This window comes from Fluviicola sp. (assembly GCF_039596355.1).
GTDB lineage: Bacteria > Bacteroidota > Bacteroidia > Flavobacteriales_D > Crocinitomicaceae > Fluviicola.
Window position 1 is genome coordinate 1 of record NZ_JBCNJW010000011.1, and the last position, 26,254, is coordinate 26,254.

The 26,254-nt window shown below is 45.1% G+C and carries 21 protein-coding genes; 9 read left to right on the plus strand and 12 right to left on the minus strand.

Annotated elements, in window-relative coordinates; all coding sequences use genetic code 11:
- Positions 1 to 325: 325 nt before the first annotated feature.
- Positions 326 to 634 (plus strand): TonB family protein, encoded by a 309-nt coding sequence (locus tag ABDV94_RS16790; protein ID WP_343748374.1) that lies wholly within the window; start codon positions 326 to 328, stop codon positions 632 to 634.
- Positions 635 to 674: 40 nt separating this feature from the next.
- Here ABDV94_RS16790 and ABDV94_RS16795 read toward each other — a convergent pair whose 3' ends face one another.
- Together ABDV94_RS16795 and ABDV94_RS16800 are read right to left on the minus strand one after the other, a co-directional pair.
- A complete protein-coding gene (locus tag ABDV94_RS16795; protein ID WP_343748375.1) occupies positions 675 to 1,124 on the minus strand; it encodes a KTSC domain-containing protein in 450 nt (149 codons plus the stop codon).
- A 29-nt stretch (positions 1,125 to 1,153) separates the two neighbouring features.
- Positions 1,154 to 2,299, minus strand: coding sequence for a DEAD/DEAH box helicase (locus ABDV94_RS16800; protein ID WP_343748376.1), 1,146 nt, complete (start codon positions 2,297 to 2,299; stop codon positions 1,154 to 1,156).
- Positions 2,300 to 2,585: 286 nt separating this feature from the next.
- Here ABDV94_RS16800 and ABDV94_RS16805 point away from each other — a divergent pair, with 286 nt between their 5' ends.
- Entirely contained in the window at positions 2,586 to 3,275 is a 690-nt protein-coding gene (locus tag ABDV94_RS16805; protein WP_343748377.1) for a hypothetical protein, read from the plus strand.
- 13 nt (positions 3,276 to 3,288) lie between these two features.
- Here the strand turns inward: ABDV94_RS16805 and ABDV94_RS16810 are convergent, their stop codons facing one another.
- From ABDV94_RS16810 to upp, 4 genes are read right to left on the minus strand one after another with little or no spacing between them, the layout of a single operon-like run.
- The gene (locus ABDV94_RS16810; RefSeq protein WP_343748378.1) at positions 3,289 to 4,338 is read right to left on the minus strand and encodes a hypothetical protein; all 1,050 of its coding nucleotides are present in this window, start codon (positions 4,336 to 4,338) and stop codon (positions 3,289 to 3,291) included.
- A 16-nt stretch (positions 4,339 to 4,354) separates the two neighbouring features.
- A complete protein-coding gene (locus ABDV94_RS16815; protein ID WP_343748379.1) occupies positions 4,355 to 5,071 on the minus strand; it encodes a YjjG family noncanonical pyrimidine nucleotidase in 717 nt (238 codons plus the stop codon).
- A complete protein-coding gene (locus tag ABDV94_RS16820; protein WP_343748380.1) occupies positions 5,072 to 5,545 on the minus strand; it encodes a hypothetical protein in 474 nt (157 codons plus the stop codon). It abuts the gene before it with no gap.
- Positions 5,546 to 5,554: 9 nt separating this feature from the next.
- Positions 5,555 to 6,202, minus strand: a complete 648-nt coding sequence (gene upp / locus ABDV94_RS16825; protein ID WP_343748381.1) for a uracil phosphoribosyltransferase — start codon at positions 6,200 to 6,202, stop codon at positions 5,555 to 5,557.
- A 165-nt stretch (positions 6,203 to 6,367) separates the two neighbouring features.
- On the opposite strand from upp, the gene ABDV94_RS16830 reads away from it, so the two are divergent.
- Positions 6,368 to 8,161 (plus strand): ABC transporter ATP-binding protein, encoded by a 1,794-nt coding sequence (locus tag ABDV94_RS16830; RefSeq protein WP_343748382.1) that lies wholly within the window; start codon positions 6,368 to 6,370, stop codon positions 8,159 to 8,161.
- On the plus strand, positions 8,158 to 9,024 hold the full coding sequence (locus ABDV94_RS16835; RefSeq protein WP_343748383.1) for a substrate-binding domain-containing protein: 867 nt from the start codon (positions 8,158 to 8,160) through the stop codon (positions 9,022 to 9,024). The genes ABDV94_RS16830 and ABDV94_RS16835 overlap by 4 nt, the downstream gene beginning before the upstream one ends.
- 146 nt (positions 9,025 to 9,170) lie before the next feature.
- Here the strand turns inward: ABDV94_RS16835 and ABDV94_RS16840 are convergent, their stop codons facing one another.
- The 4 genes from ABDV94_RS16840 to ABDV94_RS16855 form a co-directional block, all read right to left on the minus strand.
- Complete coding sequence (locus tag ABDV94_RS16840) at positions 9,171 to 11,438, minus strand: TonB-dependent receptor (protein ID WP_343748384.1); 2,268 nt, start codon at positions 11,436 to 11,438, stop codon at positions 9,171 to 9,173.
- Positions 11,439 to 11,473: 35 nt separating this feature from the next.
- Entirely contained in the window at positions 11,474 to 12,814 is a 1,341-nt protein-coding gene (locus tag ABDV94_RS16845) for a hypothetical protein (protein ID WP_343748385.1), read from the minus strand.
- 190 nt (positions 12,815 to 13,004) lie between these two features.
- Entirely contained in the window at positions 13,005 to 15,059 is a 2,055-nt protein-coding gene (locus tag ABDV94_RS16850) for a DUF4331 family protein (protein WP_343748386.1), read from the minus strand.
- A gap of 29 nt (positions 15,060 to 15,088) precedes the next feature.
- Positions 15,089 to 16,804, minus strand: a complete 1,716-nt coding sequence (locus ABDV94_RS16855) for a DUF4331 domain-containing protein (protein ID WP_343748387.1) — start codon at positions 16,802 to 16,804, stop codon at positions 15,089 to 15,091.
- Between the two features lie 417 nt (positions 16,805 to 17,221).
- On the opposite strand from ABDV94_RS16855, the gene ABDV94_RS16860 reads away from it, so the two are divergent.
- The 4 genes from ABDV94_RS16860 to ABDV94_RS16875 all read left to right on the plus strand — a co-directional run bounded on the left by ABDV94_RS16860 (position 17,222) and on the right by ABDV94_RS16875 (position 23,494).
- On the plus strand, positions 17,222 to 17,704 hold the full coding sequence (locus ABDV94_RS16860; protein WP_343748388.1) for a MarR family transcriptional regulator: 483 nt from the start codon (positions 17,222 to 17,224) through the stop codon (positions 17,702 to 17,704).
- A 10-nt stretch (positions 17,705 to 17,714) separates the two neighbouring features.
- Positions 17,715 to 19,064 (plus strand): TolC family protein, encoded by a 1,350-nt coding sequence (locus ABDV94_RS16865; RefSeq protein WP_343748389.1) that lies wholly within the window; start codon positions 17,715 to 17,717, stop codon positions 19,062 to 19,064.
- A gap of 67 nt (positions 19,065 to 19,131) precedes the next feature.
- A complete protein-coding gene (locus tag ABDV94_RS16870) occupies positions 19,132 to 20,226 on the plus strand; it encodes an efflux RND transporter periplasmic adaptor subunit (protein WP_343748390.1) in 1,095 nt (364 codons plus the stop codon).
- Between the two features lie 115 nt (positions 20,227 to 20,341).
- A complete protein-coding gene (locus ABDV94_RS16875) occupies positions 20,342 to 23,494 on the plus strand; it encodes an efflux RND transporter permease subunit (RefSeq protein ID WP_343748391.1) in 3,153 nt (1,050 codons plus the stop codon).
- Between the two features lie 349 nt (positions 23,495 to 23,843).
- On the opposite strand, the gene ABDV94_RS16880 is transcribed toward ABDV94_RS16875, so the two are convergent.
- Positions 23,844 to 24,119 (minus strand): hypothetical protein, encoded by a 276-nt coding sequence (locus tag ABDV94_RS16880; RefSeq protein ID WP_343748392.1) that lies wholly within the window; start codon positions 24,117 to 24,119, stop codon positions 23,844 to 23,846.
- Positions 24,120 to 24,146: 27 nt separating this feature from the next.
- Between ABDV94_RS16880 and ABDV94_RS16885 the strand changes: the two genes are divergently transcribed.
- Positions 24,147 to 24,569 carry a hypothetical protein gene (locus tag ABDV94_RS16885; RefSeq protein WP_343748393.1) on the plus strand — a complete coding sequence of 141 codons (423 nt, stop codon included), beginning with the start codon at positions 24,147 to 24,149 and terminating at the stop codon, positions 24,567 to 24,569.
- Between the two features lie 143 nt (positions 24,570 to 24,712).
- Here ABDV94_RS16885 and ABDV94_RS16890 read toward each other — a convergent pair whose 3' ends face one another.
- Complete coding sequence (locus ABDV94_RS16890) at positions 24,713 to 26,221, minus strand: glycosyltransferase family 39 protein (protein ID WP_343748394.1); 1,509 nt, start codon at positions 26,219 to 26,221, stop codon at positions 24,713 to 24,715.
- Positions 26,222 to 26,254: the final 33 nt, after the last annotated feature.

Genomic DNA, 26,254 nt, shown 5'->3' on the forward strand with positions numbered 1-26,254 from the left:
ACAAAAAAGTTAGGGAATTCATCACACTATGAACCCACGCTTCATTTCTACCGCAAATGCGCAAATTTTTAGCTCGGCTACCGCACTCGCTTCTAATAGTATAAATGCTGAATGTTATTGTTTACAGAGTAAAGATGCGACTGGTAAGCGCATCAGATATTTGCGCATTTGCGGGAAAGATAAAGAGTTCCTGCTAGCAGGAACTGAAATTATGAATCATACAAGTGCTTTTTGTAGTCCACCTGATTAAAGTACATAATCCCCCTTCAAAACGTCTTTAAACACACCTGAAAAAGACTCGATCCGGGTGGAAGAAAATGCCATTGTGGGTGTCATTATTGATGACGAATACCCCGAATATCCGGGCGGACTGCAAGCGTTACGCGATTTTATCTCGACCAACGTGACTTATCCTTCCGACAGTGCAGAAGGAAAAGTGTGGGTCTCATTTATTGTCGACACCGCAGGTAGAACTCAAAACATCCAGATTAAAAAATCATTGAGTCCGCTGGCTGATGCGGAAGTAATCCGCGTAGTCAAAATCATGCAATTCATCCCGGCCGGAAGAAACGGAAAACAGAGTTACTCCAAAATGAGCCTTCCGGTTACATTCCGCAGGGAAAGAAAACAGTAAACCGCACGCCAAAGCAAAACCGGAAATTTCCCGGTAAGGTCTAGGCTTCAGCTCCAGCCTTACTTGCCATACGGTAAGTATGCGCCAGGAAAATGTGTCTGCGGGCAAAGCGTTCGGGAGTGGCCGATTGCGTCAATTTCTTGTACACATTATTCGGAACACCGAAATACTCAAATACATTCCCGTTTAGAAAAGTCACTTTGAGCGTTTGACCTTTGTAATGAAAATCTGCAATCATCGAAGTCTGAATCGTCTCCAAATACGCTTCCTGGTTCTGCTCCAGTGTTTCAGGAGCAATACTCACCAAAAAATGATAGGCATCAATGATCTCCAGACTGCGTTGTTCTGCTTCCGCCTTCAAGGGATGATCTTCCTGGAACTTATCCGGATGCCATTCTTTTACCAATTTCCGGTAAGTCGTTTTTAAGTTAGCCAGTGTGATTTCTCCTTCTACCTGAAAGAGTTTTTTATACGATGCAATACGCTTCATGAATTGTTGTTTATCGGGAGAAAAAAGAATTAATATCCGTTCAGATCCAATCCGTCTGTTTCTTCAAACGGAACCTGTTTCCCCATTTTCTTTTGAATAATTTTAAAATGATGTTCGTCTTCCGGAGTGACAAACGTGAGGGCTTCTCCGGTAGATTCAGCCCTTCCTGTTCTTCCGATCCGGTGAACATAATCCTTTGGAGATCGCGGCAGTTCGTAATTGATAACGAACGGTAAAAACTCAATATCAATTCCGCGGGAAATCAAATCCGTAGCAACCAACACTTTCAAATGACCGGCCTTGAAATTGCGCAACACTTTGTTTCGCGCATCCTGGCTTTTTTTACTGTGGATGGCTTGCGCATCAATGTTGTTCTTCCGCAATTTTTCCACCACCTGGTCCGCCTTAAAGGTTGAACTGGTAAAAACCAGTACCTGCTTCATTTTACGGGAACGAATCAAATACCGCAATAACGGCCCTTTCCGGGCATCGGAAACGCGATAGGCTGTTTGCTGAATCAACTCAACGGAATCTGCCTCCGTTTCAATTTTCAACACCAGCGGATCGCGCAACAAGATTTGTTTTACTTCCGAGACTTTGTCGTTTAATGTTGCAGAAAACAGGAGATTCTGACGTTTTTCCGGCAGCCAGCCAATGATCCGCTGCATTTCTTCCTGGAATCCCAGATTCAGCAATTTATCCGCTTCATCCAGAACCACCGATTTTACTGCGCTCAAATGAACCGCATTGGATTCTGCCAGCTCAATCAAACGCCCCGGAGTGGCAATCAGAACAGCAACTCCCATCATTGCCTTCATTTGCGGATTAATGGAAACTCCTCCGTAAACGGCTTTTACTTTTAACGGATTGGGGAACGAGCGGGCAAAGGTCTTGAACACCTCTTCCACCTGGATTGCCAGCTCACGCGTAGGAACCAAAATCAATGATTGAATGTGCCGGTTCCGGGTTTCTCCTTTTGACATGGAAAGCTGCGTCAAAACAGGCAATACATAACTCGCCGTTTTCCCGGATCCCGTCGGGGCAATCCCTAAAACGTCCTTCCCTGTCAGAATGGCCGGAATCGCGATTTCCTGGATCGGATACGGACGTTCGTAATTCATTTCGGCTAAGGCCTGGAGTAAAAAGGGCGATAAGCCGAAGGAAGAAAAAGACATCTGCTGTTTATTTGAGGGTGCAAAGATACGAAAAGACAATGACTGTCAACTCCGGCTTTCGAAACACCTCACAATCAAGACCATTCTTTATCAAAGAATCTTTAAATGAACAAACCGTTCAATGTCCCCTTGGGCGCAAATAATCAAACCCGGAAGTACCGAAAAGAACCCATTTTCCGTTTTTATAGCGAAGGTGTATCTTCCAATCCTTCTCATAAAACAGGTTCAACGTTACACTCCGAAAACAAATCCCGTAACTTTTTAATGGATTCGGTTTATATAGAACATGACTTATGAAATCACGACCTTTTTAAAATCGATGGACTGGCTTTTGGTTCTATTGATTACACCTTTCTCTTTCGGTCAACAACAGCGGAATCAACTGAGCCTGGAGCTTTCCATTCCTCATACGGGCGAACTTGCCTGTATCAACAACTGCTCCAGCTTGTTGAAAGCCCACGTCATCATTCACAACGACACCGATTCGACCACGTATTTCTACGAAGATTGGAACACATACGGCTATTACAATATCACATTCGAAATCCGGCATCAAAATACCATTTACCCGATTGTACGCCCGGAAAAATACTGGTACCGGAATTACCCCTCTTTTTTCATGCTTCATTCCGGCGAGTCATTGGTTTTCCCTTATGCAATCGTTGATACGGCCTGTGTCCGCCTGTGGGAAGACAACGGCATTTTTGAAAACGGGTGGATTGGCTTCCCCAATATCTCAGACACTGTGGAAATCCGCGCGATTTATCAATTATGCCACCTGGAAGACTCCATTCCGGGAGAACGAATCGGTCGTTTGAATGACAGAAGTGATGATTATGTCGACTACCTGGATGGCGATATTGAGGCTCCGCTTACTCCAAATCCGAACCCGAAAGCCGAGGCGGTGTTCAAACCGGAAATCATTTTCCATGAACCGCTCTATTCTTCCTGGCAGAGCGTCATACTCTTACACTAAATATTCCAGGATTTTACATGCCAAATGCATTGCCAATCGGAGTCATATTGAGTTTGATTGTCAGCACCACGCCATGCCGTGAAATATACGGATTCTCATAGCTGGTGAGCGGATAACTGTAGCGGTAATGCAGGTAAATGAAATTCCCGAAGGAAACACCGACCTTCCCACCTATCCTGAAATCATTCCTGTCGTTGTGTTCAACGAATACGTGAAAATCCGGGGAGGTTTTCTGGACATTAACTCCCACATCGATGCGCTGTCCAAATGCGGACGTGTGATTGAAAAACAAACCTGTAATTGTTCCGTCGACCGTGTAATTGATTTTTCTTTTCCCGATAAACGGTTGAAAGGATTCGGAAATCAGATTGATACCGAACCCAATGCTGTGTGCTTTCAAATAGGAATATTCCACATGAACACCCCAACCATTGTAGTTACTCAAGGTATATTCCCGGATGTAATGTCCGCCGCTCGGGTGTGGAAAAGCACAATCACAAGTCAGAACACGTTTGTCTTCGATCCATCTTCCACCGAGCGTTTTTTCCCATTTCCGGATTTCCCTTTGAAATTTCCTACGGTGGCGGATATCTGCCCGAATATACTCCCAATATTCCATGGTTCCGTATGCATACGAATTCTCTCCCAATCCAAGTAACCAGAATGTGGGTATGTTATCGATAATTTCCCGCATGGCTACATAGGCAATATCTGCTACGGTATAATTTCCTCCAAAATTGGGCACTGGGACAACTGTTTGAGTGGTATCATCCAGCTTATCCATCAAGAACGGAATAGCGTCTCTTTTCTGCATCACAATTTTCCAGAAAAGAGAATCTCCGCACCCCACACTTTTCCCATAAACAGTATCGCGACAGATATAGGGTACATCCGTCACAAATTTCAATTGATCTACCAATAATTTAACAGCCGCATTCTTTTCATCTTTTTGCGCAGCTGATACCAACGGAAGAAAACAACAGCCCCAAACCAGCAGGAATCGGACTTTCTTCAACCGAAGAAGCATCATCGTGTGAAGTTGGATGGAGTGGTGAGCAGGCATAGATTGTTGTTTTTGGTTAATTACCGACCACCGGCATCAGGTTCACCATTTCGGGAATTTCCATCAATGCGCGAATTCTCGGAACATTGCGTTCTTTTTTGAATTTCACTTCCGGATCGAAATGGATTGCTGTCCAGCCGGCATTCAAGGCTCCGATGATGTCTGCCTTAAAATCGTCACCGATCATAATGGCGTGTTCTGTTTTACACTCCGTGATGCGCTGCGCTTCCTGGAAAATCTCCCGGTGCGGTTTGGTCACTCCGATTTCTTCCGAACACAAAACCATGTCGAAATACTCACTGATGCCGCTTTTTGACAACTTGATGTGCTGTACTTCCTTAAAGCCGTTCGTGATAATATGCAGGCGGTAATCTTCTTCTTTTAATTCTTTGAGCATGTCGACCGCGCCTGGAAAGAGGGCTGTTTGCTGCGGCGAAAGTTCGATGTACCCATCACTCATTTTCTTAGCCAGCGTATCATCGTGAATTCCGTGATACTCGAGCGTTTGCTTGAACCGGTTATCACGCAGTTCTTCCTTGGTGAGTTTTCCGTTTCCGTACTGATTCCACATGTCTGCATTGATCCGGAGGTAGGTATGGTGAAAATGCATGAAATGATCGATGGAGTCTCCCAGTTTTAAATCATCATACAAATACTGAAGCGCAAAACGCGAGTTGGTTTCAAAATCCCAAAGGGTTCTGTCCAAATCAAAAAATAACTGACGAATTTTCATTTAAAATAATTCTTTTAAAATATAAGCCAGGCCGGTTGTGATTGCTCCGTTTATAAAGATTCCCAAAATAATGAGCGGGAAGGTGCGTTTGTCTTTTCCGTAGAATTTAGCTGTTACGATCGATCCCAACGGGACTGATAAGAACAACGGTGCATAAAATGCAACCCCATAGATTCCAAAACGGCGTTTCAGCTTCACGATTAACTTATTGAAACGCGTAAAACTTTTCTTCATTTTCAACGGCGTTCCGTTGGTAATGGATTTATGTAACGCTGCGAGACGCTTTTTGCGTGCCCGGATCATGAAATATTCACTCAAAAAATAAAAAATAAGTGCCGCAACGATTGCTCCCGCGACGCAGGAAAGATAGGTTTCAACAAAATTCAATTTCATCTTCGGCCCGGCAAATGGAGCAAACATGAATTTGATTGTCGACAAACCAAAAAGCGTCAAATAAAACTGCCATTGCATCATTTCAAACCATTAACATTTCACACCGTAAGCCAAATCTCCTGCATCTCCCAATCCCGGAACAATGTATGACTGAGCAGTCAGCTCCTTATCAATTGCTCCTACCCAGATACACGCATTATCCGGAAGGTGTTTCTTCACAAATTCGATTGCCTCGGGCGCAGCGATTGCAGCAATGATGTGCACTTTGGCTGGTTTCCCCTGCTTCAGCAGCGCTTTGTACACCATCACCATCGAACTTCCCGTTGCCAGCATCGGATCTGAAATAATCAATGTTTTCCCATCGATAGAAGGAGCCGCAAGATATTCCACATGAATATCGAAATCTTCTGCTGTGGTATGCTTCCGGTATGCTGAAACAAAAGCACTTTCCGCCCGGTCGAAATAATTCAGTAAGCCCTGGTGCATCGGCAAACCGGCACGCAGGATGGTTGCCAGAACAGGCTGTTGTTTCAGGCGCGAAACTTCTGCTTCTCCCAAAGGAGTGGTAACCAAAACCGTCTCATAATCCAGTTGTTTACTTACTTCATAAGCCAGGACCTCAGCCACCCGTTCCAGGTTGCGTCTGAAACGCATTGGATCCGTTTGAATCGTACAATCTCTTAACTCACCCAAAAAGGTGTTAAAAATGGAGGTGGACTGACCTAAGTTATAAATCATAGTTCTGAATATTGGAGGTAATTTCCCGGCCCTAAAAAAGGCTCTTTTGCTTATTCACAAAGAAAACGAATAAAAGCAAACAACGAAAATAAAAATGCGTTTTGTTAATGAATTTTAGCACTTAGAAATAAGGACTAAACCAATCCTTAGATGTAATTTTGTAACATGGCCAGACAAAGCAAAATTGATTTTAGGATTTTCAGACGTTTATTGAAATTTGCAAAGCCTTATTCAGGACTTCTGATCCTGGCATTTTTGTGTACGATTTTACTCTCGGTAATTGGCCCGCTCCGCCCAATGATTATTGGGAATATGGTGCAGAAATACGTGGTCGACGAGAGCACCCGCAGCCAGCAATTATTTTTGAAATGGACCCTGATCGTAGGCGGAATGCTGCTTTTCGAAGCTTTACTTCAGTTCCTGGCATCTTACTTTTCAAATTTCATGGCACAATCGGTGATTCGCGATATCCGCATCAAGATTTTCAATCACCTTTCCACATTCCGGATTCAGTTTTTCGACCGTTCAGCTGTAGGAGGATTGGTGACGCGCGTTGTTTCGGATATTGAAGCGATTTCGGAAGTATTTTCTTCCGGGTTGATTGATATCCTGGGAGATTTACTGATGCTGGTCGTAGTACTCGTGTTGATGTTTACCACCAACTGGGAGCTCTCCCTGATCGCACTAATCCCGATTCCCGTACTGATTTTTGCGACCCGCGTATTTGCCAAGGCAATGCGCAAAAGTTTCCAGCAGGAAGGAACTGCTGTCCACCGTTTGAATTCATTCGTTCAGGAACGTCTCACCGGGATGAATATCGTACAGATTTTCGGGCGTGAGAAAGTAGAATTTGCGGCTTTCCAGGAAGCAAACAAGGTTCACCGCCAGGCACATGTCAACGCTGTTTGGGCGTTTTCAATCTTTTTTCCGGTTGTTGAGTTCCTGAGTTCCCTGTCGATGTCATTGCTCATTGTCTGGGCGGCGTTTTCCATTTCCGGACAAGATGCGTCGAATGTGAACCTCTTCGGAACAGTATTCAGCTTCACACTTTGGATTCAGATGCTTTTCCGCCCGATCCGGATGCTGGCTGATAAATTCAACATCCTGCAACGCGGAATTGTGCGTGCCGACAAGGTCTTCGAATTATTGGACACCGATGAGCACGTACAGGAATCCGGGACCATTACGCAGTGTGATTTCGAACAGCCGCTGAAATTCGAGCATGTCTACTTCACGTATAAAAGCGATGAACAAGCTCTCGGCGACAGCGAAAAAGAATGGGTTTTGAAAGACATTAACCTGACGATCAACCCCAAAGAAACGGTTGCTTTTGTTGGAGCTACCGGAGCCGGGAAGACTTCGATCGTGAACCTGCTGAGCCGTTTTTACGAATATCAAAAGGGAACCATTCATATCGGGGAAATTGAACTGCGCCAGATTCACATGGACACTTTGCGCAAGAACATCGCGATCGTTCTCCAGGATGTGTTCCTGTTCTCCGATACCATTCACAACAACATTACACTCGGGAACGAAGCCATTACACGCGAAGAAGTAGTCGCAGCAGCGAAGGCAGTCGGAGCTGACAGCTTCATCCAAAAACTCCCGAATGGCTATGATTACCAGGTCGGAGAACGCGGAGGTGTTCTATCTGTCGGTCAAAGACAGCTGCTCGCATTCATCCGCGCCTATGTGTACAATCCGCACATTTTGATCCTCGACGAGGCCACTTCCAGCGTAGACAACGAATCGGAAATCCTGATTCAGCGTGCTACGGAACAATTGACGAAAGGAAGAACCTCGATTGTTATCGCACACCGTTTATCCACTATACAAGCTGCAGACAAAATTATTGTTTTAGACAAAGGCGAAATCCGTGAAATGGGTTCGCACGAAGAATTATTACGCAAAGATGGGATGTACCGAAAGTTACATTCTATGCAATTTTCAAAGAAATGACAAACGAAATTGGTTTAAAAATCGGTGGTGTTCCGGAACATTTCAATTTGCCGTGGAGACTGGCAATTGAAGAAGGAAAATTTCAGGAAATCGGGCTGAACCTGCATTGGTCAGACATGAGCGGCGGAACAGGACAAATGATCCGCGGACTGGAAACAGGTTCGATTGATATTGCCGTTTTACTGACAGAAGGAATTACCAAATCCATCCTTCAGGGACTGGATGCTAAAATCCTGCAAGTATACGTTGTATCTCCGCTCAGCTGGGGAATCCACGTTCCAAACCAGGGAGAAATTAAAAAACCGGAAGATGTCGAAAATCAGACCTTCGCCATCTCCAGATACGGCTCCGGATCGCACCTGATGGCTTATGTGATGGCAGATCAGTACGACTGGAATTTGGAAGGTTTGAAATTCAACGTGATCGGTGATGTGTACGGTGGTTTGTGGGCACTGGAACACAACGAAGCGCAGGCATTTTTGTGGGAGAAGTATACCACGTTCCCGTTTGTGGAACAAGGAAAATGCGACTATGTGGGTGATGTGGTAACTCCATGGCCTTGTTTCGTGGTAGCGGTTCGTTCTGAAATAGCTGAAAAACATGGAGATTTACTCAAAACCATGTGTGAGGTGGTAAACCAAAAAGCATTGGAGGTTAAAAATCACCCGGATTCGGCAGAAATTATTTCCTGGCGCTACAACCTGCGTTTGGATCAGGTGAAACGCTGGCTGGCTGAAACAGACTGGAACTACAAAGGCATCGAATATCCGCTGGCTTTTGAAAAGACGACCCATTACCTGAAAAAACTCAACCTGCTTTCGGAAGCGGAAGCAGAAGACTGGAGAAACAAGTTGTTTGTGTAATCGCGTTTACAGGTCATCAATAAATGAAATCCGCCGGTTGGCGGATTTTTTTGTACTGGTTTTGAGCTAAAAAATGCTCTGAAAGTCTTATTCCTGCTGAGCAAATAGATGCATATCTATCCATCTTATTTAGTGCCGAAATCTATTCAAAACATAAACTTCACCTGGAGCCTGCACGCAAACGGAGTCCCTGGCGTGAAATGAATTTCAGAAACAGGCTGGGCTTCATCTTTCAAGCGCGACTCGGTTAAAAACTGCGTTTCATTCCATGCCACATTGAACAAGTTATTGACAATTCCCGTGATGACAAACGATTTCCGCTGATATCCCAGCGTGAAATCATTCACAAAATAGCCTTTTGCAATCACGCTTCGGTCTTCATTTGCCGCCCGGTCTCCCATATACCGGTATGAAAGCGTAGCGAAAATTCCTTTTTTGAAGTTCAGCTGTAGTTTTCCGTCGGAAGTGAAAACCGGAGCTAAAGGAATGTAATTCTGTCCTTTCGGCTCTCCTACCGAACGCGCGTGGGAGTAATTCACATTGGAATACAAAAACAACCATTTGTACGGTTGAAATGTCAGCCCGGCATCAAAACCCAAACGCTGCGAACGACCACTTGGCTCTACCACTCCGGCATCTCCCACATACACAAATTCCTGTTCCGAAAGCAAATACCACAAGGCCCCGTTGAACAACAGGTTTTTCGTAATCTTCCAGGTCGTTCCCAAATCTGTTCCCAGCGCCAGCGGCAATGCCTTTTTGTTCAGATTATCATTGGAAAGCAATACCCGCGCATCATTCGAATGATAACCGATTCCGGATTTCAGGTAGAGCTGGATATTGTCTGCCGCATTGTACAGGAACGACAATTTGGGCAAAAGTACTGTTTGAGACAAGCTTTTCGGCTGATAAATACTGTCTTTCAAATTGTTGTAGTAGAAATTCACATTATCGGCACGCAGAGCGGCACTGATCACAAAACGCTTCACTTCCAGTTTCCCGGAAACATAGGCAAACAGATTGGATTCATTGATATTTCCCAACTGAACCTGATCTCTCAGAACTACACGACCGGTCGTTTTGGCCAAACCAATGTTATCAATGTCATCGTAACGGAAACCTGCTCCTCCGAAAAAACTAACATTTAGTTCCTTTTTCAGTGTAAACACTTTTTTGTATTCCGTTTTCCCACCATAGATTTTCCGGTTTTCATACTGGTGGATCTGATCTCCGTTAATGGAATCCTCCAGGAAAAAGGTAAAGTTCGAAAAGAGAGAAAAGCTGTATGCAGACATGTAAAAATCACTTTTCAGGGAAGACGAAGCATTGATTTTCTGAACAATTCCCAATTGAACGTTTGTCCGTGAAGTATTTCCTCCTTCCGTGTTGTCAATGGCTCCGAAGCGGGAAATGGTGTGATCGGCCACTGCCCTTTCCGGAATCTGACCGGATGCATTCCAGCTGCTTTGAAAAGTGGAAGCAGAAACGGTGATCTTGAAATTCGGAGAAACGATCCCGGTATACTTTCCGTAGAAATTGATCCGTTTGAAATCCTGCGGTGAATCGAAATAATTATCTGTCTGCAAAAAATCTGCTGCAAAATAGGCGTTGTTCTTTTGGTTTTCGAGCACTTTGATTCCGGCAGTCAATCTTTTATGGTGAAACATACCGTATTCTCCGGAAACGAAACTTTTTGCCAGCTGTTCCCGCGTTTGAAAATCTACGGATCCGGCTGTGGCCAAATTTCCCTTTGTCACGTCATACGGGCCTTTCTCGAAGTTAATTTTATCCACCGTTTCCGGAATCACGAAATGGAAATCGGCATACCCCTGACCATGTGCATGAGAAACCATGTTGACCGGCATTCCATCCAGCGAAAGCGCAATATCTGTTCCATGATCCAGGTCAAATCCGCGTAAAAACAGCTGCTCTGCTTTTCCTCCGCCGGCGTGCTGCGCCACAAACAACCCGGGAACCAGCGTCAGTAATTCCTGTGCCGAACGGACGGGCTGTAAAGTCAGGTTGATATTCGCTGTCTGCGTGAGCTGTGTTTTATTTCCCGTCACTTTGACTTCGCTCAGCTCCGTTGTATTGTCAAACAATTGAAACAGTGCATTCTTATCAAAGTAACTTTCATTGTCAATCAAAAACACCCGTTTTTTATACCCAAAACATTCAATTGAAAGGGAATCACCCAAATGCACATCCGTTAACACAAATTCGCCCAGGTTATTGGTTACGGCCGATTTAACCCTGCCCAGTATATTAACCTTTGCTCCCGGAATTCCCTGCGATTGGGGATCAATAACGATTCCATTGATTCCATGAGAAAAAACCTGGCCGGAGAACAAAAGCATACCAACCAAAAAGACCACCTGCCTGGAAGCAAGAACAATTGCGTATGAGTTTTTCATAGTGTAAGGTTTAATGTTAGTTAACGGTAAAAGAATCAGGAAATCATCTCTTTTGCCCGATCCACAAACAAATGATCCTGGTAAGGGTCAATCGCAAATGCTTTCTTAATCTGTTTCGGATTGTGGTTGATCAACCCGTCGATACAATACAAGTCTGCATCCTGCTTTTTGGTTTTCATGGCAATTCCAACGTGTTTTTCAGCGTTTTTCAGATCTCCATTGGCATAGTAGGCAAAAGCCAGCAAGCGGTTTACGTCGATGTTATTCGGCCGTAATTGATATTCTTTCAATCCGAGGCTCAATGCACGTTTGTAGTCTTTTTTGAAGTCCAGCAGGAAGAATGCGTATTCCATATTCACATTATGCCCGGATTCAATGTCTTCTTTGAACATGGATTCAATACGTGGTATCAAGCGTTTCATTTCGGCTTTTTTCCCTTGTTTTTGGTACAGTTTAGCCTGATCCATGATGAAACTGATTTCCGGCACAGCCTTCAAAGCAATCACATACAAGGAGTCTGCTTTTTTGTAGTTTCCTCTTTTTCCTTCGATGCTTGCCATTCCCGCAATACCGAACGGGTAATTCGCCCGTTCTTTTGCCGAAAACTGGTAATAAGCCATCGCAGAATCTAGCTGGTTGTGGTTCTCCAGCATTTTCCCCATCGTTACAATCGTCCAGCATTTGTATTCCGAATACGGAGCTCCGGCTTCGATTGCCTGTTCCATGGATTTCACACTTCCTTTCATATCACCATAGATTTCGCGCAAATAGGAAATCCGGCTGTAGGAACGTAAATCCGGACGGATGGAAATCATTTTGTCGCAGTTTTTAACCGCTTCTTCGTAATTTCCGATCTCTACGTTTGCATCTACCAACACACCGTAAATCCCCGAATTTTTGTCATTCAATGCCAAGGCCTGTTTTCCGGTAACCAATGCGGCATTGAACTGGTGTTGCGACAACTGTACGGTAGATTTATAGAACAAAGCTGTGAAATGCTGGTCTGCCGTCATCTTCAGCGTGTCTTTCAAACTCTCATTCAAGGTCTGTAATGCGGCATTGTAATAATAGGGATGTTCTCCCGTTACCCGGGCTTCGTAGATGTAAATTTCGGAAAGCTTGATCAAGCTCTCGATTTTCGTCTTCTCGTTTTCCGCCTCAAAGGAAAGTTTGTTGAACTTTTCCTTGATCTTCAGGAATTCATCGTAGGACAAGTCTTTTTCACGCTCCAGCAATGGTGGAACCTGGAAGCCTTGTTTTACGACTACCGGTGTTTCGTCCTCCACTTCGGGTGAACCACAAGAGGAAATCCCGGTGATTGTCAGCAGTAAAAGCGCCATGGAAATGGCATAAAAAGGGTATTTATTTGTTTTCATAACTCGTAGTATTTGATTTCGTTAGCAAGAACTGAATCAGATACGTTTCAAATGAAAATCCGGTTTTTGAATAGGTCGAAAAAGTTAAAAAAACTGAAAAATATCAACTCCCTTTTATAAGCCAGGAACCTCAGTCCACAAAAAAGGAGGACTATTTCTAATCCTCCTCTTTTCAAACCACACCACTGATTTATGATTTCACCACCTTAATCAATTTAGAGGCTTTTCCTTTCGGACCGATGATATTCACCCGGGCATAGTAAATGCCGTTTGTCAGCTGTGCCGTGGTGTATTCCTGCATGTATTTGCCGGAATTTTGTTTCACACTTGGCAAAACCGTTCCCACCAGCTGTCCGGAAATAGTATACAACAAGATTTCAACTTGTGCATCTGACGTCAAACTGTACTCAAAGTTGACCGTATTCGTAAACGGATTCGGGTATGCCTTGATTTTGTACTGATCCGGATTGACCGCATTTTCAACAAGGCCAGCCGTTGTTGACGGAGGAAGGATCGTTGGCTGCGTATAATTGTATGGTTTGCCCAAACAATTGTCTGTTCCGCGATGCGGAGCCGCAACGTATGGGAATGAAGTCGAAAAAGCAACATCATTCGATTCAACTCCGGTACTGTATGTAAGCACACCTAGTAAATCCGGTGTTACCGGGTTCGGGCCTCCTGCCGTGTAATCATCATACCACAATCCGATTGCAGCTAAAACAACTCCGCCAACGGCCTGCAATTCGATCCGTGTGACATCGTCTTCCAAACGGCGGCCGTTCGGGAATCCATCCATATTCGGAATAAACTCCAGGTTTGCCGTGGTATTGTATGGTGCTTGTGTAAGACCCAAAACTGCCGCCTGAACCAAGCCCAGTGAGCTGAAGTTCGGATCGTTTCGCGGTGTTGCCGGAACTGCCATATTCAAGCGCAGCATATCGCCAAAAGTAGGCAGGAAATTGTTGATGAATGGTTTTCCGACTGCCAGTGGATTTCCGTTTTTACCGGTTGCCAATTGATACGGAGCCAAATTCGGAACTCCGGTGTGAAAGATCGGCAATAAATCTACGGAACGCGGTTTTCCCTGGCGAAGCAGGTAATTCCCGAATAACATGGTATCCAAAGCTGTTCCTGCTCCTGCATTCGTAGCACGTAAAGGCCACAAACCATCGTGTGTATTTCCGAAATCGAATGACTGCAAGCTATTGCGTTGAATTCTCAAAGGTGCAAATGCAGGCACTGCTCCTCCGAACAAATCGTCATCCATGTACAACGCCAATTCCGGGTTACAGAAATTGTCTTCCATCACCGGGTTTTCATTGTACGGAGTTCTTGAATTCCACTCATCTTTTTGTCCAACCGGAATCACTGCTTCATTGGTCAGCGGCATTCCCAGGCGCGAAACCTGGATCCAGTTTCCGGATTCTGCAAACGCTCCCGTTGAAGGATTCAGTGTACGAGTTTCCTGGCGGCTTGCCGATGCCCATACACCGATTACGTAATCACCGTCGAGGATATTTGCCGCTGCACTAACCGGTTGCCCGTTTTTCTGCAATACCGAAACCGGAACCTGGATTGCGATCGTACTAACATTCAAACATTGAAGTCCATCCTGAGGCGTTCCGCCGTTTTGACGCGGTGCATCTCCCAAATCAAAGATTCCTCCCAGATCCACGAAGAACGGATCGTCGACAGGACCACAGAACACTTTTTCATTCATCGCCGTTGTTTCAATGGCATCGTTCATCAGGTTTTGATACGTATCACCCAAACCAACTACGCTGTTTTCAATGGAACGCGGACCGATATTCGGCGGAGGAACTACCCCACCGTTGATCACCGTCACAAACGGGCCGCCATTGATACTCCGCTCCATCAGGTAGGTTGTCTTATGGTTTTCTGCTCCCAAACGGATATCAAAGAAAGTCGTCGGATCTTCATTTGTTTGTGAAAACGTAAACCTGTACGTGATGTCATCACCGGCAGTTCCATCATTTTCAATGTGGATCTCGTAACGGATATTTTCACCGAAACTGTAGTAATTCGGCCCTCCGTGCGGTACTTGCAAGGGAACATAATTCGCAATAATCGTAATGGAATTCGGATCGTTCGGACTTTTGAAAGCATATAAATCCGTGTTATCCGCAAGCGGATCGTTTGCAATCAGCGGAGCCTCTCTGTGACTGGAAGCGAAGACCGTTCCGAACGGAAGCACCACCAATAAATATTTAATTAAATTTTTCATCTTTTCAAATTTTAATGTGAAACCCCGGTTTAATCTTTCCCCACCCAAGGTGAAGCCACATAAGGGAATGATGTTTTAAATGCCGCGTCATTGTGTTCTACTCCGGTGGAATAGTTCAGGACGTTCAACAGGAGGTTGGTTACCGGCGATTGTGTTCCCGATGAAGCATCGTAGTCATCGTACCACAAGCCGATTGCTGCCAACACCACACCGCTCACCGCCTGTAATTCAATCCGCGTAACATCATCTTCCAAACGGCGTCCGTTCGGGAATCCGTCCATATTCGGGATGAATTGAATGGCTGTTGTTGTATTGTATGCCGGATCGGTTAATCCCAAAACTGCAGCCTGAACCAAGCCCAAAGAACTGAATGCGGAACTGGTTCTGGAAGTCGCCGGTACAGCCATATTCAAGCGCAGCATGTCTCCACCGGAAGGCAGGAAGTTGCTAATGAACGGTTTTCCGGCAGCCAACGGGTTTCCATTTTTTCCCGTTGCCAGCTGGTAAGGTCTCATATTTGGTACTCCCGTATGAAAGATCGGCCATAAATCAACCGAACGCGGTTTGCCTGCCGCAGGAAGCAGCAAGGTTCCGAAAACGGCATCGTCCAATGCTGTTCCGGCAACAGCTGCCGAACCTTTCAAAGGCCATAAACCGTCGTGTCCGTTTCCAAAGTCAAATCCCTGCAGGGAATTACGCTGAATACGCAAACCTGCAAAAGCTGGAACTGCACCTCCGAACAAACTGTCGTCCATGTACAAAGCCAGCTCCGGATTGTAGAAGTACTCATCCAGGGTTGTTTCTGCCAATTCCTGGTAAGGAGTCAATGAATTCCAGAAGTCTTTTTTCCCAACAGGAATGACAGCCTCGTTTGTCAAAGGCATTCCCAGGCGGGATACTTGCACCCAGTTTCCGCTGTAACCTTGTGAACCGGCTGTCAGTGTACGCGTTGTTTGACGACTTGCAGAAGCCCAGACACCGATTACGAAATTCGGATCCAGGATGTTTGCTGCAGCAGAAACTCCCAAACCATCTTTTTGCAGAACAGATACCGGAATTTTCAAGACAATGGAATGGGTGTTGAATTTCGCCAAACCATCCCGGACAACTCCTCCGTTGTTCTGACGCGGCGCATCTCCCAGGTCAAAAATCCCTCCTAAATCAACAAAGAACGGATCATCCGAAGGACCGCAAAACACCTGGCCTCCTTCCGGCGTGGTGTAGATGGCATTCGCAATGAGATCTTCATAAGATGCTGCGCCCAAACCTACAGGACCATTAATGGACCGGTCACCGATGTTCGGCGGCGGTACTGCCAATCCGGACATAAACGTGGTGAATGTTGCCCCTCCATCCGTACTTTTTTCAATCATGTAGGTCGTTTTTGCATTTTGCTGCCCCAAACGGATGTTGAAGAAAGTAGTCGGATCCTGGTTCACCCGCGTGAATGTGAAACGATAGGTGATATCGTCTCCGGGAGTTGATGCATCATTGTCTACATGAATTTCATACCGGATGTTCTCTCCGAAACTGTAGTAGTTGGGCCCGCCATTGCGAAATTCCGTCGGAATGTAATTGGCAATGATCGTAATCGAATTCGGATCGTCAGGGCTTTTGAATGCATACACATCGGTGTTGTCGGCCAATGGGTCATTTGCAATCAAAGGTGCTTCTCTGTGACTCGAACCGTAGCTTAGCGAAGCCATGCTTCCGGCTAAGATAAACGAGAATAAGATTTTTTTCATCCTTTTCATAATTAATTAGTAAATAGTTTATTGCCTCCAAATAAAACCTGAGGTAAGCTACATACGCAGCAAACAGGATTTTAGATTTTTTTAACAGCCATTCTTCAATCGAAAGCTTCTGAAAGGCTGATTCCTGCAGGGCAAATCCCGCACGTGCGGGATTCGTCTTTCAAAGACCTCTTTTTCTCAAAATCTATTTCTCTCCGAAACCCCCTCATTTCAATCCGTGTACCGATCCTTCCCCACCACTCACCGATTTTCAGTTTTCCATCCCGGATCACCGACCTACTTTTGATTCGCAAACAAGTGTCAAAAATTACAGTTCTTTTGGTTCGGTATTTTCAGAACTAAAAGAACTGACTAATTTTGCAGAGACAAAAACTCCGGTGATCCGTCGCCGGATTTAACAAATGAAGTATGACAAACATTCAATTGACTCAGGACCAAAAAGAGCTCATCGAACGGATGGGTGTTTTTTATGAGCAACATGGAATTCAGCCAATGGAAGGTCGCATCATGTCTCTGCTCATTGTTTGTGATGAACCGGAACTAACATTCGACCAGATTCGCGAACTGCTCGGAATTAGTAAAAGTACAACCAGTTCGGCTTTGAATATGCTGATGCTGACAAAGCACGTGATTTACCGCACCAAACCAGGAGACCGCAAGCGCTACTTTGCGAGCAACATTGTGCAATGGCAGCAAAGCTTTACGGAAAACTTCCAGAAGTTCTTCGAGGTAATCAAAATTATGAAAGAAGCATTGGCTCAGCGCACCTCCGAAACACCCGAATTCAATAGACAGATGGCTGAATTTATTGAATTTATCGAATACCTGAGCGTCGAATTCCCGAGACTTTACCAGGAATGGCTTCAACGAAACAACGAAAAAAAACAGTAAAAGAACTAGTATGAAGGAGAAAACACAGAACTATCGCCTGAGCTTACTGATGCTGCTCACCTTCCTGGCGGGAAGTATGAGTTTTGCCAGGGCGCAATCCGGACCGATGTCGCTGCAGCAATGCGTGCAATACGGATTGACAAACAATGCCAGCGTGATGAAATCCAAATTGGAGATCGACCGCATGAGCGAGAAACGCAATGAAACACGTGCAGAATATTTACCACAGGTAAACGGTGCGATATCGGTTCAGGACAACCTCAAATTGCAGACATCGATCCTTCCAGGTGAGTTGATCGGACAGCCCGGAACACAGGTGCCGGTTCAGTTCGGTACGAAATACAACACCAGTGCCGGAGTGGATGCCAAGCAGATCATTTACGACCAATCGGTGATCAATGCCATGAAATTGTCGAAACAAAACACCAAAGTTTCGGAAATCAACACCCGGAAAACGGAAGAACAATTGATTTACGACATTGCGAGTGCATATTACAGTGCACAGGTTTCCTATACGCAGAAACAACTGGTCGAATCAAACTTAATACAGGTAGATTCCCTGTTAAAGATTACGCAAATCCAGTTTGATAATGACGCGGCAAAACAACTCGACATCGACAAATTGATGGTGAACCTGACGAATCTTCAAACGGAACTGGCAACCAGCACCACCAATTATGAAAAGCAATTGATCCTGCTGAAGTACTACATGGGAATGCCGCTGGATGCAAGCATCGAAGTGCCGGCTATCGACATCACCCAGGAATCTGCTTCCATGATCAACACCGCCACACTGAACACAACCGAAGTGGAACTAATTCAGGCACAACGCGATGTGTACGCCATGACACTGCAACAAATCAAAGCGGGCTATATCCCTTCGATTTCACTGAACTTCCACTCTTCAATTCAAAACCAGCAGAATACGCTGCGTATGTTTCAGAAAGATGCACGGTGGTTTCCGAATACCTATGTGGGATTAAACCTAAACATCCCGATTTTCGACGGCCTGGCTAAAAATTCACGGGTGAAACAAACCAAAATCCAGATGGAACAATCCATCCTGGAAGAGCAATACCTGACCGAAAACCTGAAAATGCAACGCACCAACGCAAACAATGCCCTGAAAACAAACCAGGCGGCATTGGCAAGCCAGAAACGCAACATCGAACTGGCGCAAAAAGTGTATACCGTAACACAAGCGCAGTTTGTAGGCGGCATTGCAACCATGACCGACATTGTCAACGCAGAAATGTCGTTGCGGGATGCCCAGACCAATTACCTGAAAGCATTGGTACAAGTGAAACTGGGCGAATTAGACCTTATTAAATCAACAGGAAATATCAGAACATTAAACTAAAAGGAGGCAATCGTTCAAAAGGGATAAACCTTCCAGTTGAACATTTGAAGCCATAAATCATAAAAACATGGAAAATCAAGAACAAAAAAAGAAGAAGAGCGTATTCAGACGCATCATTTTACCCGTCCTGATCGGAATCGCCATTCTCTTGATTGTCGTAAGCAAATTGAGTAGCAACAAAGAGAAAATGGATGCCAATGCCGCTATCACGGACCAGAAAATGACCATTTTCCCTGTGACTGTTGCAGAACCGACCATGGAAACCATTTCCCAGGATTTCGAATTGAACGGAAACTTTATCCCGGATCACCAGTTGAGTTTTGTCTCTGAAACTTCCGGTCGCGTAAGAGCATTGAATATCGAAAACGGTGACTACGTAAAAGAGGGAACCGTGATCGCAACGCTCGACAATGATCAGATCCGTATTGACCTGGCATTGGCAAAAACGACGCTGGACAAAGCAAAATCGGATTTGGAAAAATACGAACGCATGGTAACGAGCGGTGCGGTAAACAAACAGCAGGTAGAAGAAATGCGCATGACCATGAATACTGCCGATGCGAAAGTGAAGACCCTGCAACACGACCTCAAACTGACAACCATTGTTTCTCCTATTTCCGGTGTGGTATCGAATGTTTCCATTGAGAAAGGAAGCTACCTGGCTCCGGGAACCGCAATCGCAGATATCGTAGACATCAAATCATTGAAAATGAGTGTGAAATTGCTGGATGCACAGGTTGTTCGCGTTCAGGCAGGACAAAGTGTCAACATCGTTCCGGATTTGTATGCCAGCATCACGATTCCCGGAAAAGTGGTTTCTGTTTCACCACAGGCTGACGGTTCTAAAAAATTCGATACGGAAATCCGTTTCACCAACCCGGCAAAAACGCCGTTGAAATCCGGAATGACCGGTAAAGTGAAGTTTACATTCGGTGGAACAAAAGAAGCCCTGACCATTCCATTGAAATGTTTGGTAGGAAGCATCAAAAGTTCGAAAGTATTCGTAATCGAAGACGGAAAGGCGAAACTGACGAAAATTGAAATCGGTGCGGTAGATGACGACAAACTCGAAATTGTGTCCGGTTTGAAACAAGGAATGAAGGTGGTGAAAACAGGTCAGTTGAATATCGACAACGGATCCAAAGTGAAGATCATCAAATAAGGCAATAGTAACAATAAGTCAATAGGCAATAGCGCAAGTGAAGAGATCTGTGACGTTTGAATAAACGCACCTGTTCACGAATGACTATTCCCTGTTCACTCAAAAAATTAGAAATATGTCTATTACAGAATTAGCCATAAAGAGACCGTCGTTGATCGTTGTGATCTTCTCGGTCCTGGGTTTCCTCGGAATCCTCAGCTATTCCAAGTTGAATTACGAGCTGATGCCGAAATTCTCCATTCCCGTGGTTACGGTTACGACAACCTATCCGGGAGCGTCTCCTTCGGAGGTTGAGAACTCGGTGACTAAAAAAATAGAGGATGCGCTTTCGGGTGTTGAAAACCTGGACGACATTCAATCAACGTCTATGGAAGGTGTTTCTTCCGTGGTATTGATGCTGAAAAACGATGCCGATCCGGACAAAGCCCTGCAGGAAGCACAGCGAAAAATCAATGCAATTCTTTCAACGCTTCCGGAAGAAGTGCTTTCACCTTCACTGGGAAAATTCTCCTTCGATGAAGCTCCGATCATGAGTGTCGGTGTAACGGCGGATATGCCTCCGACAGAACTGTATTCCCTGGTCAAAGACGATATCTCTCCTTCCCTCGCAAAGATGGAAGGGATGGCACAGATCACAATGGTCGGTGGTGAAGAACGTGAGATCAAAGTGCAGGTGAACCGCGAAGCATGTGAGAACTACGGAATTTCGATTCTCCAGATCACCAATGCAATCCGAAACGCCAACCTGGAATTACCTACCGGTAAAGTGAAAGGTGACGACAGCCAGGCACTGGTTCGTTTGCGCGGAAAATACAAAGACCTGAACGAACTGAACAACCTTGTGATCCTGAACGACCCGAAAACCGGTTCACCGGTGAGATTGAACGAAGTGGCAAGTGTGACCGACGGGTCCAAAGAGATCAAAACGTATAACCGCATCAACGGAACGAACTCCCTGGGACTTCAGATCATGAAACAAACCGATGCGAATGCGGTTAAAATCAGTAAGAATGTCAAAGAAGAATTCAAAAAACTGGAACAGCAATACAAAAAACAGGGTTTGAAATTCGAGATTGCGTCTGACTCATCTGACTTTACCATTGCAGCAGCGGATGCCGTTGTGACCGACCTTGGACTGGCAATCTTCATTGTTGCACTGGTGATGTTGCTCTTTCTCCACAGCGTGCGAAATGCATTCATCATCATGATTTCCATTCCGGCGTCATTGATTTCTGTTTTCATCGCGATGTACCTGCTCGGGTTCACGATGAACCTCATGACTTTACTGGCGATCTCACTCGTAGTAGGAATCCTGGTCGATGACTCGATTGTGGTACTGGAAAACATTTACCGTCACCTCGAAATGGGGAAAGAGCGTCGGAAAGCCGCATTGGAAGGACGAAATGAAATCGGATTCACAGCGATGGGGATTACCCTGGTCGACGTGGTGGTGTTCCTTCCACTGACCATGGTCGGTGGTTTGATCTCCAACTTGCTTTCACAATTCTCACTCGTGATTGTGATCTCAACCTTGATGTCTTTGTTCGTATCGTTTACATTGACACCGCTTTTGGCATCCCGCTTTGCGAAAGAGACCAAGCTGACCAAGAAAACATTGGGCGGACGTATCGTGATCATTTTTGAGCGCGTACTGAAAAACATCACCACCTGGTACGGTCACATCCTGACAGTTGCATTACGCAGAAAACGTTACATTATTCCTGCTGCGGCAATCGGAATCGTGCTGATCCCAATGCTTCTCGGGCCATACATCGGTGGGGAATTTGTGAGCCAGGGAGACCGCGGAGAGTTCGTTATTTCACTGGAATTACCGCAAGATGCGACTATCCAGCAGACCAACGCAACGGTTCAGCGCGTAGAAGATTACCTGTTCAACAATCCGCAGGTGGTGAATGTGTTCACCAGTGTGGGAACGGCAAGTGGAAACATGGGTTCTTCCAGCAATGCTAACAACAAGGCACAGCTGACGGTGAAAATCATCGACAAGGAGAAACGCGATAAATCTGCTGCCATCATTGCCCAACTGATGAAACAGGATATCGAACACATGCTCCCGGATGTCAAGGTGAACTCTACGGCAGTGGGAATCATGGGGGGAGCCGATGACGCTCCGATCCAGATCGCAGTAACCGGAAATGACATGGATTCGAATTACGTAGCTGCTACCCAAGTGATGGAGACACTGAAATCCATCAAAGGTACGGCGGAAGTAAAAGTATCTGTGGAAACCGGAAACCCGGAAATTACGGTGAACATTGACCGCGATAAAATGGCAGAACTTGGACTGAACATGAATACCGTTGGTTCCACGCTTCAGATGTCGTTCAACGGAGATGATAACTCGAAATACACCGAAGGCGGAAAAGATTACGACATTTTGGTGAACTACGATGATTTCGACCGCAAAAGCACCAATGATGTGAAAGAAGTATATTTCATCAACGACAAAGGGGAACAAATCAAACTGAGCCAGTTTGCGAAAATCGGGAAGTCGAGCGGACCGTCAAAACTGGAACGCAAAAACCGGATTCCTTCCATTACGGTGACATCGCAGGTGCTGGGAACATCCAGTCAGCAGGTAACCGACGAGTTTGCGCAGCTGATTGAAAAAAGTCCGCTCCCAGGGAATACGGTTTACAGCTTTGAAGGAGACGCGAAAAACATGGCCGAAGCATTCGGAAACCTGTTGCTGGCGATCTTAGCTTCAATCCTGTTCGTGTATCTCATCATGGTGGCGTTGTACGATTCGTATGTGTATCCGTTCGTGGTCTTGTTCTCCATTCCGCTGGCGATTATCGGGGCACTCCTTGCTCTTGCACTGGCGATGGAACCTATCAGTATCTTCTCCATGCTGGGTATGATCATGCTGATCGGGTTGGTGGCCAAGAACGCAATTTTGATCGTCGACTTTACGAACCAGAAGAAAGCAGACGGACACAACACCATTGAGGCGTTGATTATTGCAGGTCAGGCACGTTTACGTCCGATCCTGATGACGACTCTCGCAATGGTATTCGGGATGCTTCCGATTGCATTTGCCCACGGAGCGGGAGCTGAATGGAAGGCAGGTTTGGCCTGGGTATTGATCGGTGGTTTGACCAGTTCGATGTTGCTTACGCTGATCATCGTTCCGTGTGTGTACCTGATCTTCGATATTTTCAAACGTGAAATTTCCAATAAAAAAGCCAGAGCTTTGCTCAAAGAAGTTGATGTGGTTGCACTAGGGCACGAGTACGATCACAAATAGACGACCAATAACCAGGAAAACGCCTCTGTGAATGCAGGGGCGTTTTTTGTTTAATACTCTTGTAAACTCCCTCGTGAGCTCAGTCGAACGATTTCGCAGTCTCATCGCAATTCGCTCAACATTCAACTCATTGAAAAGCTACAAAACTGTTCTGATTGGTCTGGGTAGTTAGAGAATCAGGAAACTCTTTACGTTCTTGGCCACTTTGCGTTTCAATATGAGATTGATCCATGCTATAAACGCAAAGAAGCAAAGGACACAAAGTCATGAAACAATTTTATTATTCCGATAGCTATCGGAATGTGTCTATACGTTTAATAAATTCGATTATGAATAAAGCTTGAAGCGTTTAATATCCTTTCGAATCGCGCATGGCTTTTTTCTGACGTTTCTGGTTGCGTTTCACACTTTTACGTGCTTCTTTGGACTGGCGTGCCCAAAATGCTTTTTTAGCGGCTTTCGCTTCCTTTTTAGCAACCTTGGCTTCTTTTTTCCGGCGTTTCGCAATGGTCTTCTCCGCTTTGGCAACAGATCCGTCCTGGGCGTAAGAGGATGAAACTGATGCTCCTCCGAAAATAAACAGTCCGCACAATAGAAACAGTTGTAAAATCGTTCTTAACTTCATAATTTTATCATTCCAATAAAAGTTATAGTGAAAATACGAATCTTTTTATTGATTTTGGTGCTTGCTGGCGTTTCCTGTAAAAAAAACAGAACGCACCCGGTTCCGAGTATTGCTTTCGATATTACGATTGACATGACCCTTCCGACATACCAGGATTTGAACAGTGTTGGCGGCTGGGCGTATGTTGCCGGAGGAATCAAGGGCATTCTTGTTTACCGTCAATCAACAGATGTGTTTGTTGCCTGGGAACGCATGTCTCCGGAAGATCCGGACAATGTATGTGCAACCGGTTTAACTCCCGATTCGACCAATTTCCTGGAGTTATACGATCCGTGTTCCAATGCACGCTTTTCTATGTATGACGGATCTCCTATCGCGAATTCCAGCTGGGGATTGCGAAAATATCAAACGCTGTGGGGCGGAAGTAATACGCTCCGGATTTATAATTAACAAATCAATTGAAAATTAAAAATAGAGAATTGATACTTCGACTTCGCTCAGTATATAATTGAAAAGTTTAAATGATTCAATTTGAACCGTTTGAAATTTTGAAATCTTTTGAACTAAATATCCAAAGCACTTGTAATAGCTGATTATTCCGCTTTCTTTGTTGCTTCGGTTTTCCAGATTTCTACGTATGAATTCGAGTTTCTCGGGTTGACACTGTTCAGGAATTTATCGACAAAACTTGGCTGAATCTGTGCCTCCAGGTGCATTTTCGGGTAAATTACCTTAAAGGTATCGATGCGCTGCTCCAGGGATTTTTCACCGAAGAAGAAAATGTAATCCTGGGGTTGGATGGTGTAAAATGAAGCCGGATTGATGGTGTCGGTACTCCATCTTTCAAGAAATGTATAATTCCATTTCCCGGAATAGAAATAAGGCATCATTTCCGGATTGGTTTCGCCGGTTGCTTCGATCAAAATGTGTTCGTCTCCTTTCGCTTTTCCATGCAATGCATACATGGTATTCACCCGCGACTGTTTGGACGACATAATTGTCACCACACATAACAAAGGCGTGTTCAGAATCCAAAATGAAATCCACGAGACTTTCCAGAATTTATCCCAGAAACGGCGTTTTCTTAGTTGTTCGATTCCCAGGAAAACAAGGATCAAAACCAGTGGAAAAATCGTCAGGATAAAGCGTTCCTGTCTGTTCGGGAAAATGGTATGGAACAATAAAAATGCGAAGGTCGGTACGAACAATAACAGGTACTTTCCGGCAGATTTGAAATAAGCAATCAATGCCAGAATTCCAAGCGGGAACAGTAGGAATCCGAACAACACGTAAAAGTACATGAAGTAGTTTTGATTCATCATGTAGCGCGTTCCTTCATTCATGTTGTACACCACATACCCCTTGAATTCAGCAAAGGGATATCCCCAGATAAAGTAATCAACCAATCCTTGGGTCAGTAAAAACATACAGAGTGATCCGGCGGTCATCAGGATCAGTTTCCGCCATTCCAGTTTGAAGAGGTAGTAAATTCCCAAACCTACTGCGTAGATTGCAATCTGGTAACGGAATGAAATCGCCACACCGATTAATAATCCGCTGTAGAACAAGGCCCATTTACGGTTTTCCTGCAAGCTTAACCAAACAGCCCACATCAGGAACGGAATGCTCACCACTTCGACCAGGTTCCGGACAGAAAGGAATGGCAAAGCCCACAGCAATGCAAGTACCCACCCCACATAAACGGCCGTTTTTTTATTCGATAATTTTTCGGTGATCAAATATCCGAAACGGATTACCAGCAGGGAAAACAAAGCGTGAACCAACCGGTTGATGAGCATCAGAGTCTTCGGATCGGAAATCCCGATAGCTTTCAACGAAGCGAAGAAAAGATAATTCAGCCCCACGTAGGTGAAACTGTGTCCTTCAGGAGCTGCTCCGGCAGGTTTGTTCCACGGAAGCCAGTGGTTATAATCAAATCCATCAGCCCAGGAACCTGCCGCTTCGATGACCAGGAAATGGTCGTCATGCATGGCATAGCCTTCTGAAAAAATAGCGGCGATTAGACGAACGATCAACCCAACAAACAGGATTGTTTTCAACGAGGACCAGTCAATGGCTTTCATTTTTTCAGACAGTTGCATGAAGCAAAAGTAGTGATTATCGGAAATTATGCA

What these genes read in the sequence shown, in the direction of transcription:
- ABDV94_RS16810 (WP_343748378.1), bottom strand. Translation starts at nt 4,338, where the DNA reads ATGCCTGCTCACCACTCCATCCAACTTCACACGATGATGCTTCTTCGG.
- ABDV94_RS16890 (WP_343748394.1), bottom strand. Translation starts at nt 26,221, where the DNA reads ATGCAACTGTCTGAAAAAATGAAAGCCATTGACTGGTCCTCGTTGAAA.
- ABDV94_RS16840 (WP_343748384.1), bottom strand. Translation starts at nt 11,438, where the DNA reads ATGAAAAACTCATACGCAATTGTTCTTGCTTCCAGGCAGGTGGTCTTT.
- ABDV94_RS16820 (WP_343748380.1), bottom strand. Translation starts at nt 5,545, where the DNA reads ATGATGCAATGGCAGTTTTATTTGACGCTTTTTGGTTTGTCGACAATC.
- ABDV94_RS16805 (WP_343748377.1), top strand. Translation starts at nt 2,586, where the DNA reads ATGACTTATGAAATCACGACCTTTTTAAAATCGATGGACTGGCTTTTG.
- ABDV94_RS16830 (WP_343748382.1), top strand. Translation starts at nt 6,368, where the DNA reads ATGGCCAGACAAAGCAAAATTGATTTTAGGATTTTCAGACGTTTATTG.
- ABDV94_RS16815 (WP_343748379.1), bottom strand. Translation starts at nt 5,071, where the DNA reads ATGAAAATTCGTCAGTTATTTTTTGATTTGGACAGAACCCTTTGGGAT.
- ABDV94_RS16865 (WP_343748389.1), top strand. Translation starts at nt 17,715, where the DNA reads ATGAAGGAGAAAACACAGAACTATCGCCTGAGCTTACTGATGCTGCTC.
- ABDV94_RS16870 (WP_343748390.1), top strand. Translation starts at nt 19,132, where the DNA reads ATGGAAAATCAAGAACAAAAAAAGAAGAAGAGCGTATTCAGACGCATC.
- ABDV94_RS16800 (WP_343748376.1), bottom strand. Translation starts at nt 2,299, where the DNA reads ATGTCTTTTTCTTCCTTCGGCTTATCGCCCTTTTTACTCCAGGCCTTA.
- ABDV94_RS16855 (WP_343748387.1), bottom strand. Translation starts at nt 16,804, where the DNA reads ATGAAAAAAATCTTATTCTCGTTTATCTTAGCCGGAAGCATGGCTTCG.
- ABDV94_RS16880 (WP_343748392.1), bottom strand. Translation starts at nt 24,119, where the DNA reads ATGAAGTTAAGAACGATTTTACAACTGTTTCTATTGTGCGGACTGTTT.
- ABDV94_RS16860 (WP_343748388.1), top strand. Translation starts at nt 17,222, where the DNA reads ATGACAAACATTCAATTGACTCAGGACCAAAAAGAGCTCATCGAACGG.
- ABDV94_RS16875 (WP_343748391.1), top strand. Translation starts at nt 20,342, where the DNA reads ATGTCTATTACAGAATTAGCCATAAAGAGACCGTCGTTGATCGTTGTG.
- ABDV94_RS16795 (WP_343748375.1), bottom strand. Translation starts at nt 1,124, where the DNA reads ATGAAGCGTATTGCATCGTATAAAAAACTCTTTCAGGTAGAAGGAGAA.
- ABDV94_RS16845 (WP_343748385.1), bottom strand. Translation starts at nt 12,814, where the DNA reads ATGAAAACAAATAAATACCCTTTTTATGCCATTTCCATGGCGCTTTTA.
- ABDV94_RS16850 (WP_343748386.1), bottom strand. Translation starts at nt 15,059, where the DNA reads ATGAAAAATTTAATTAAATATTTATTGGTGGTGCTTCCGTTCGGAACG.
- upp (WP_343748381.1), bottom strand. Translation starts at nt 6,202, where the DNA reads ATGATTTATAACTTAGGTCAGTCCACCTCCATTTTTAACACCTTTTTG.
- ABDV94_RS16835 (WP_343748383.1), top strand. Translation starts at nt 8,158, where the DNA reads ATGACAAACGAAATTGGTTTAAAAATCGGTGGTGTTCCGGAACATTTC.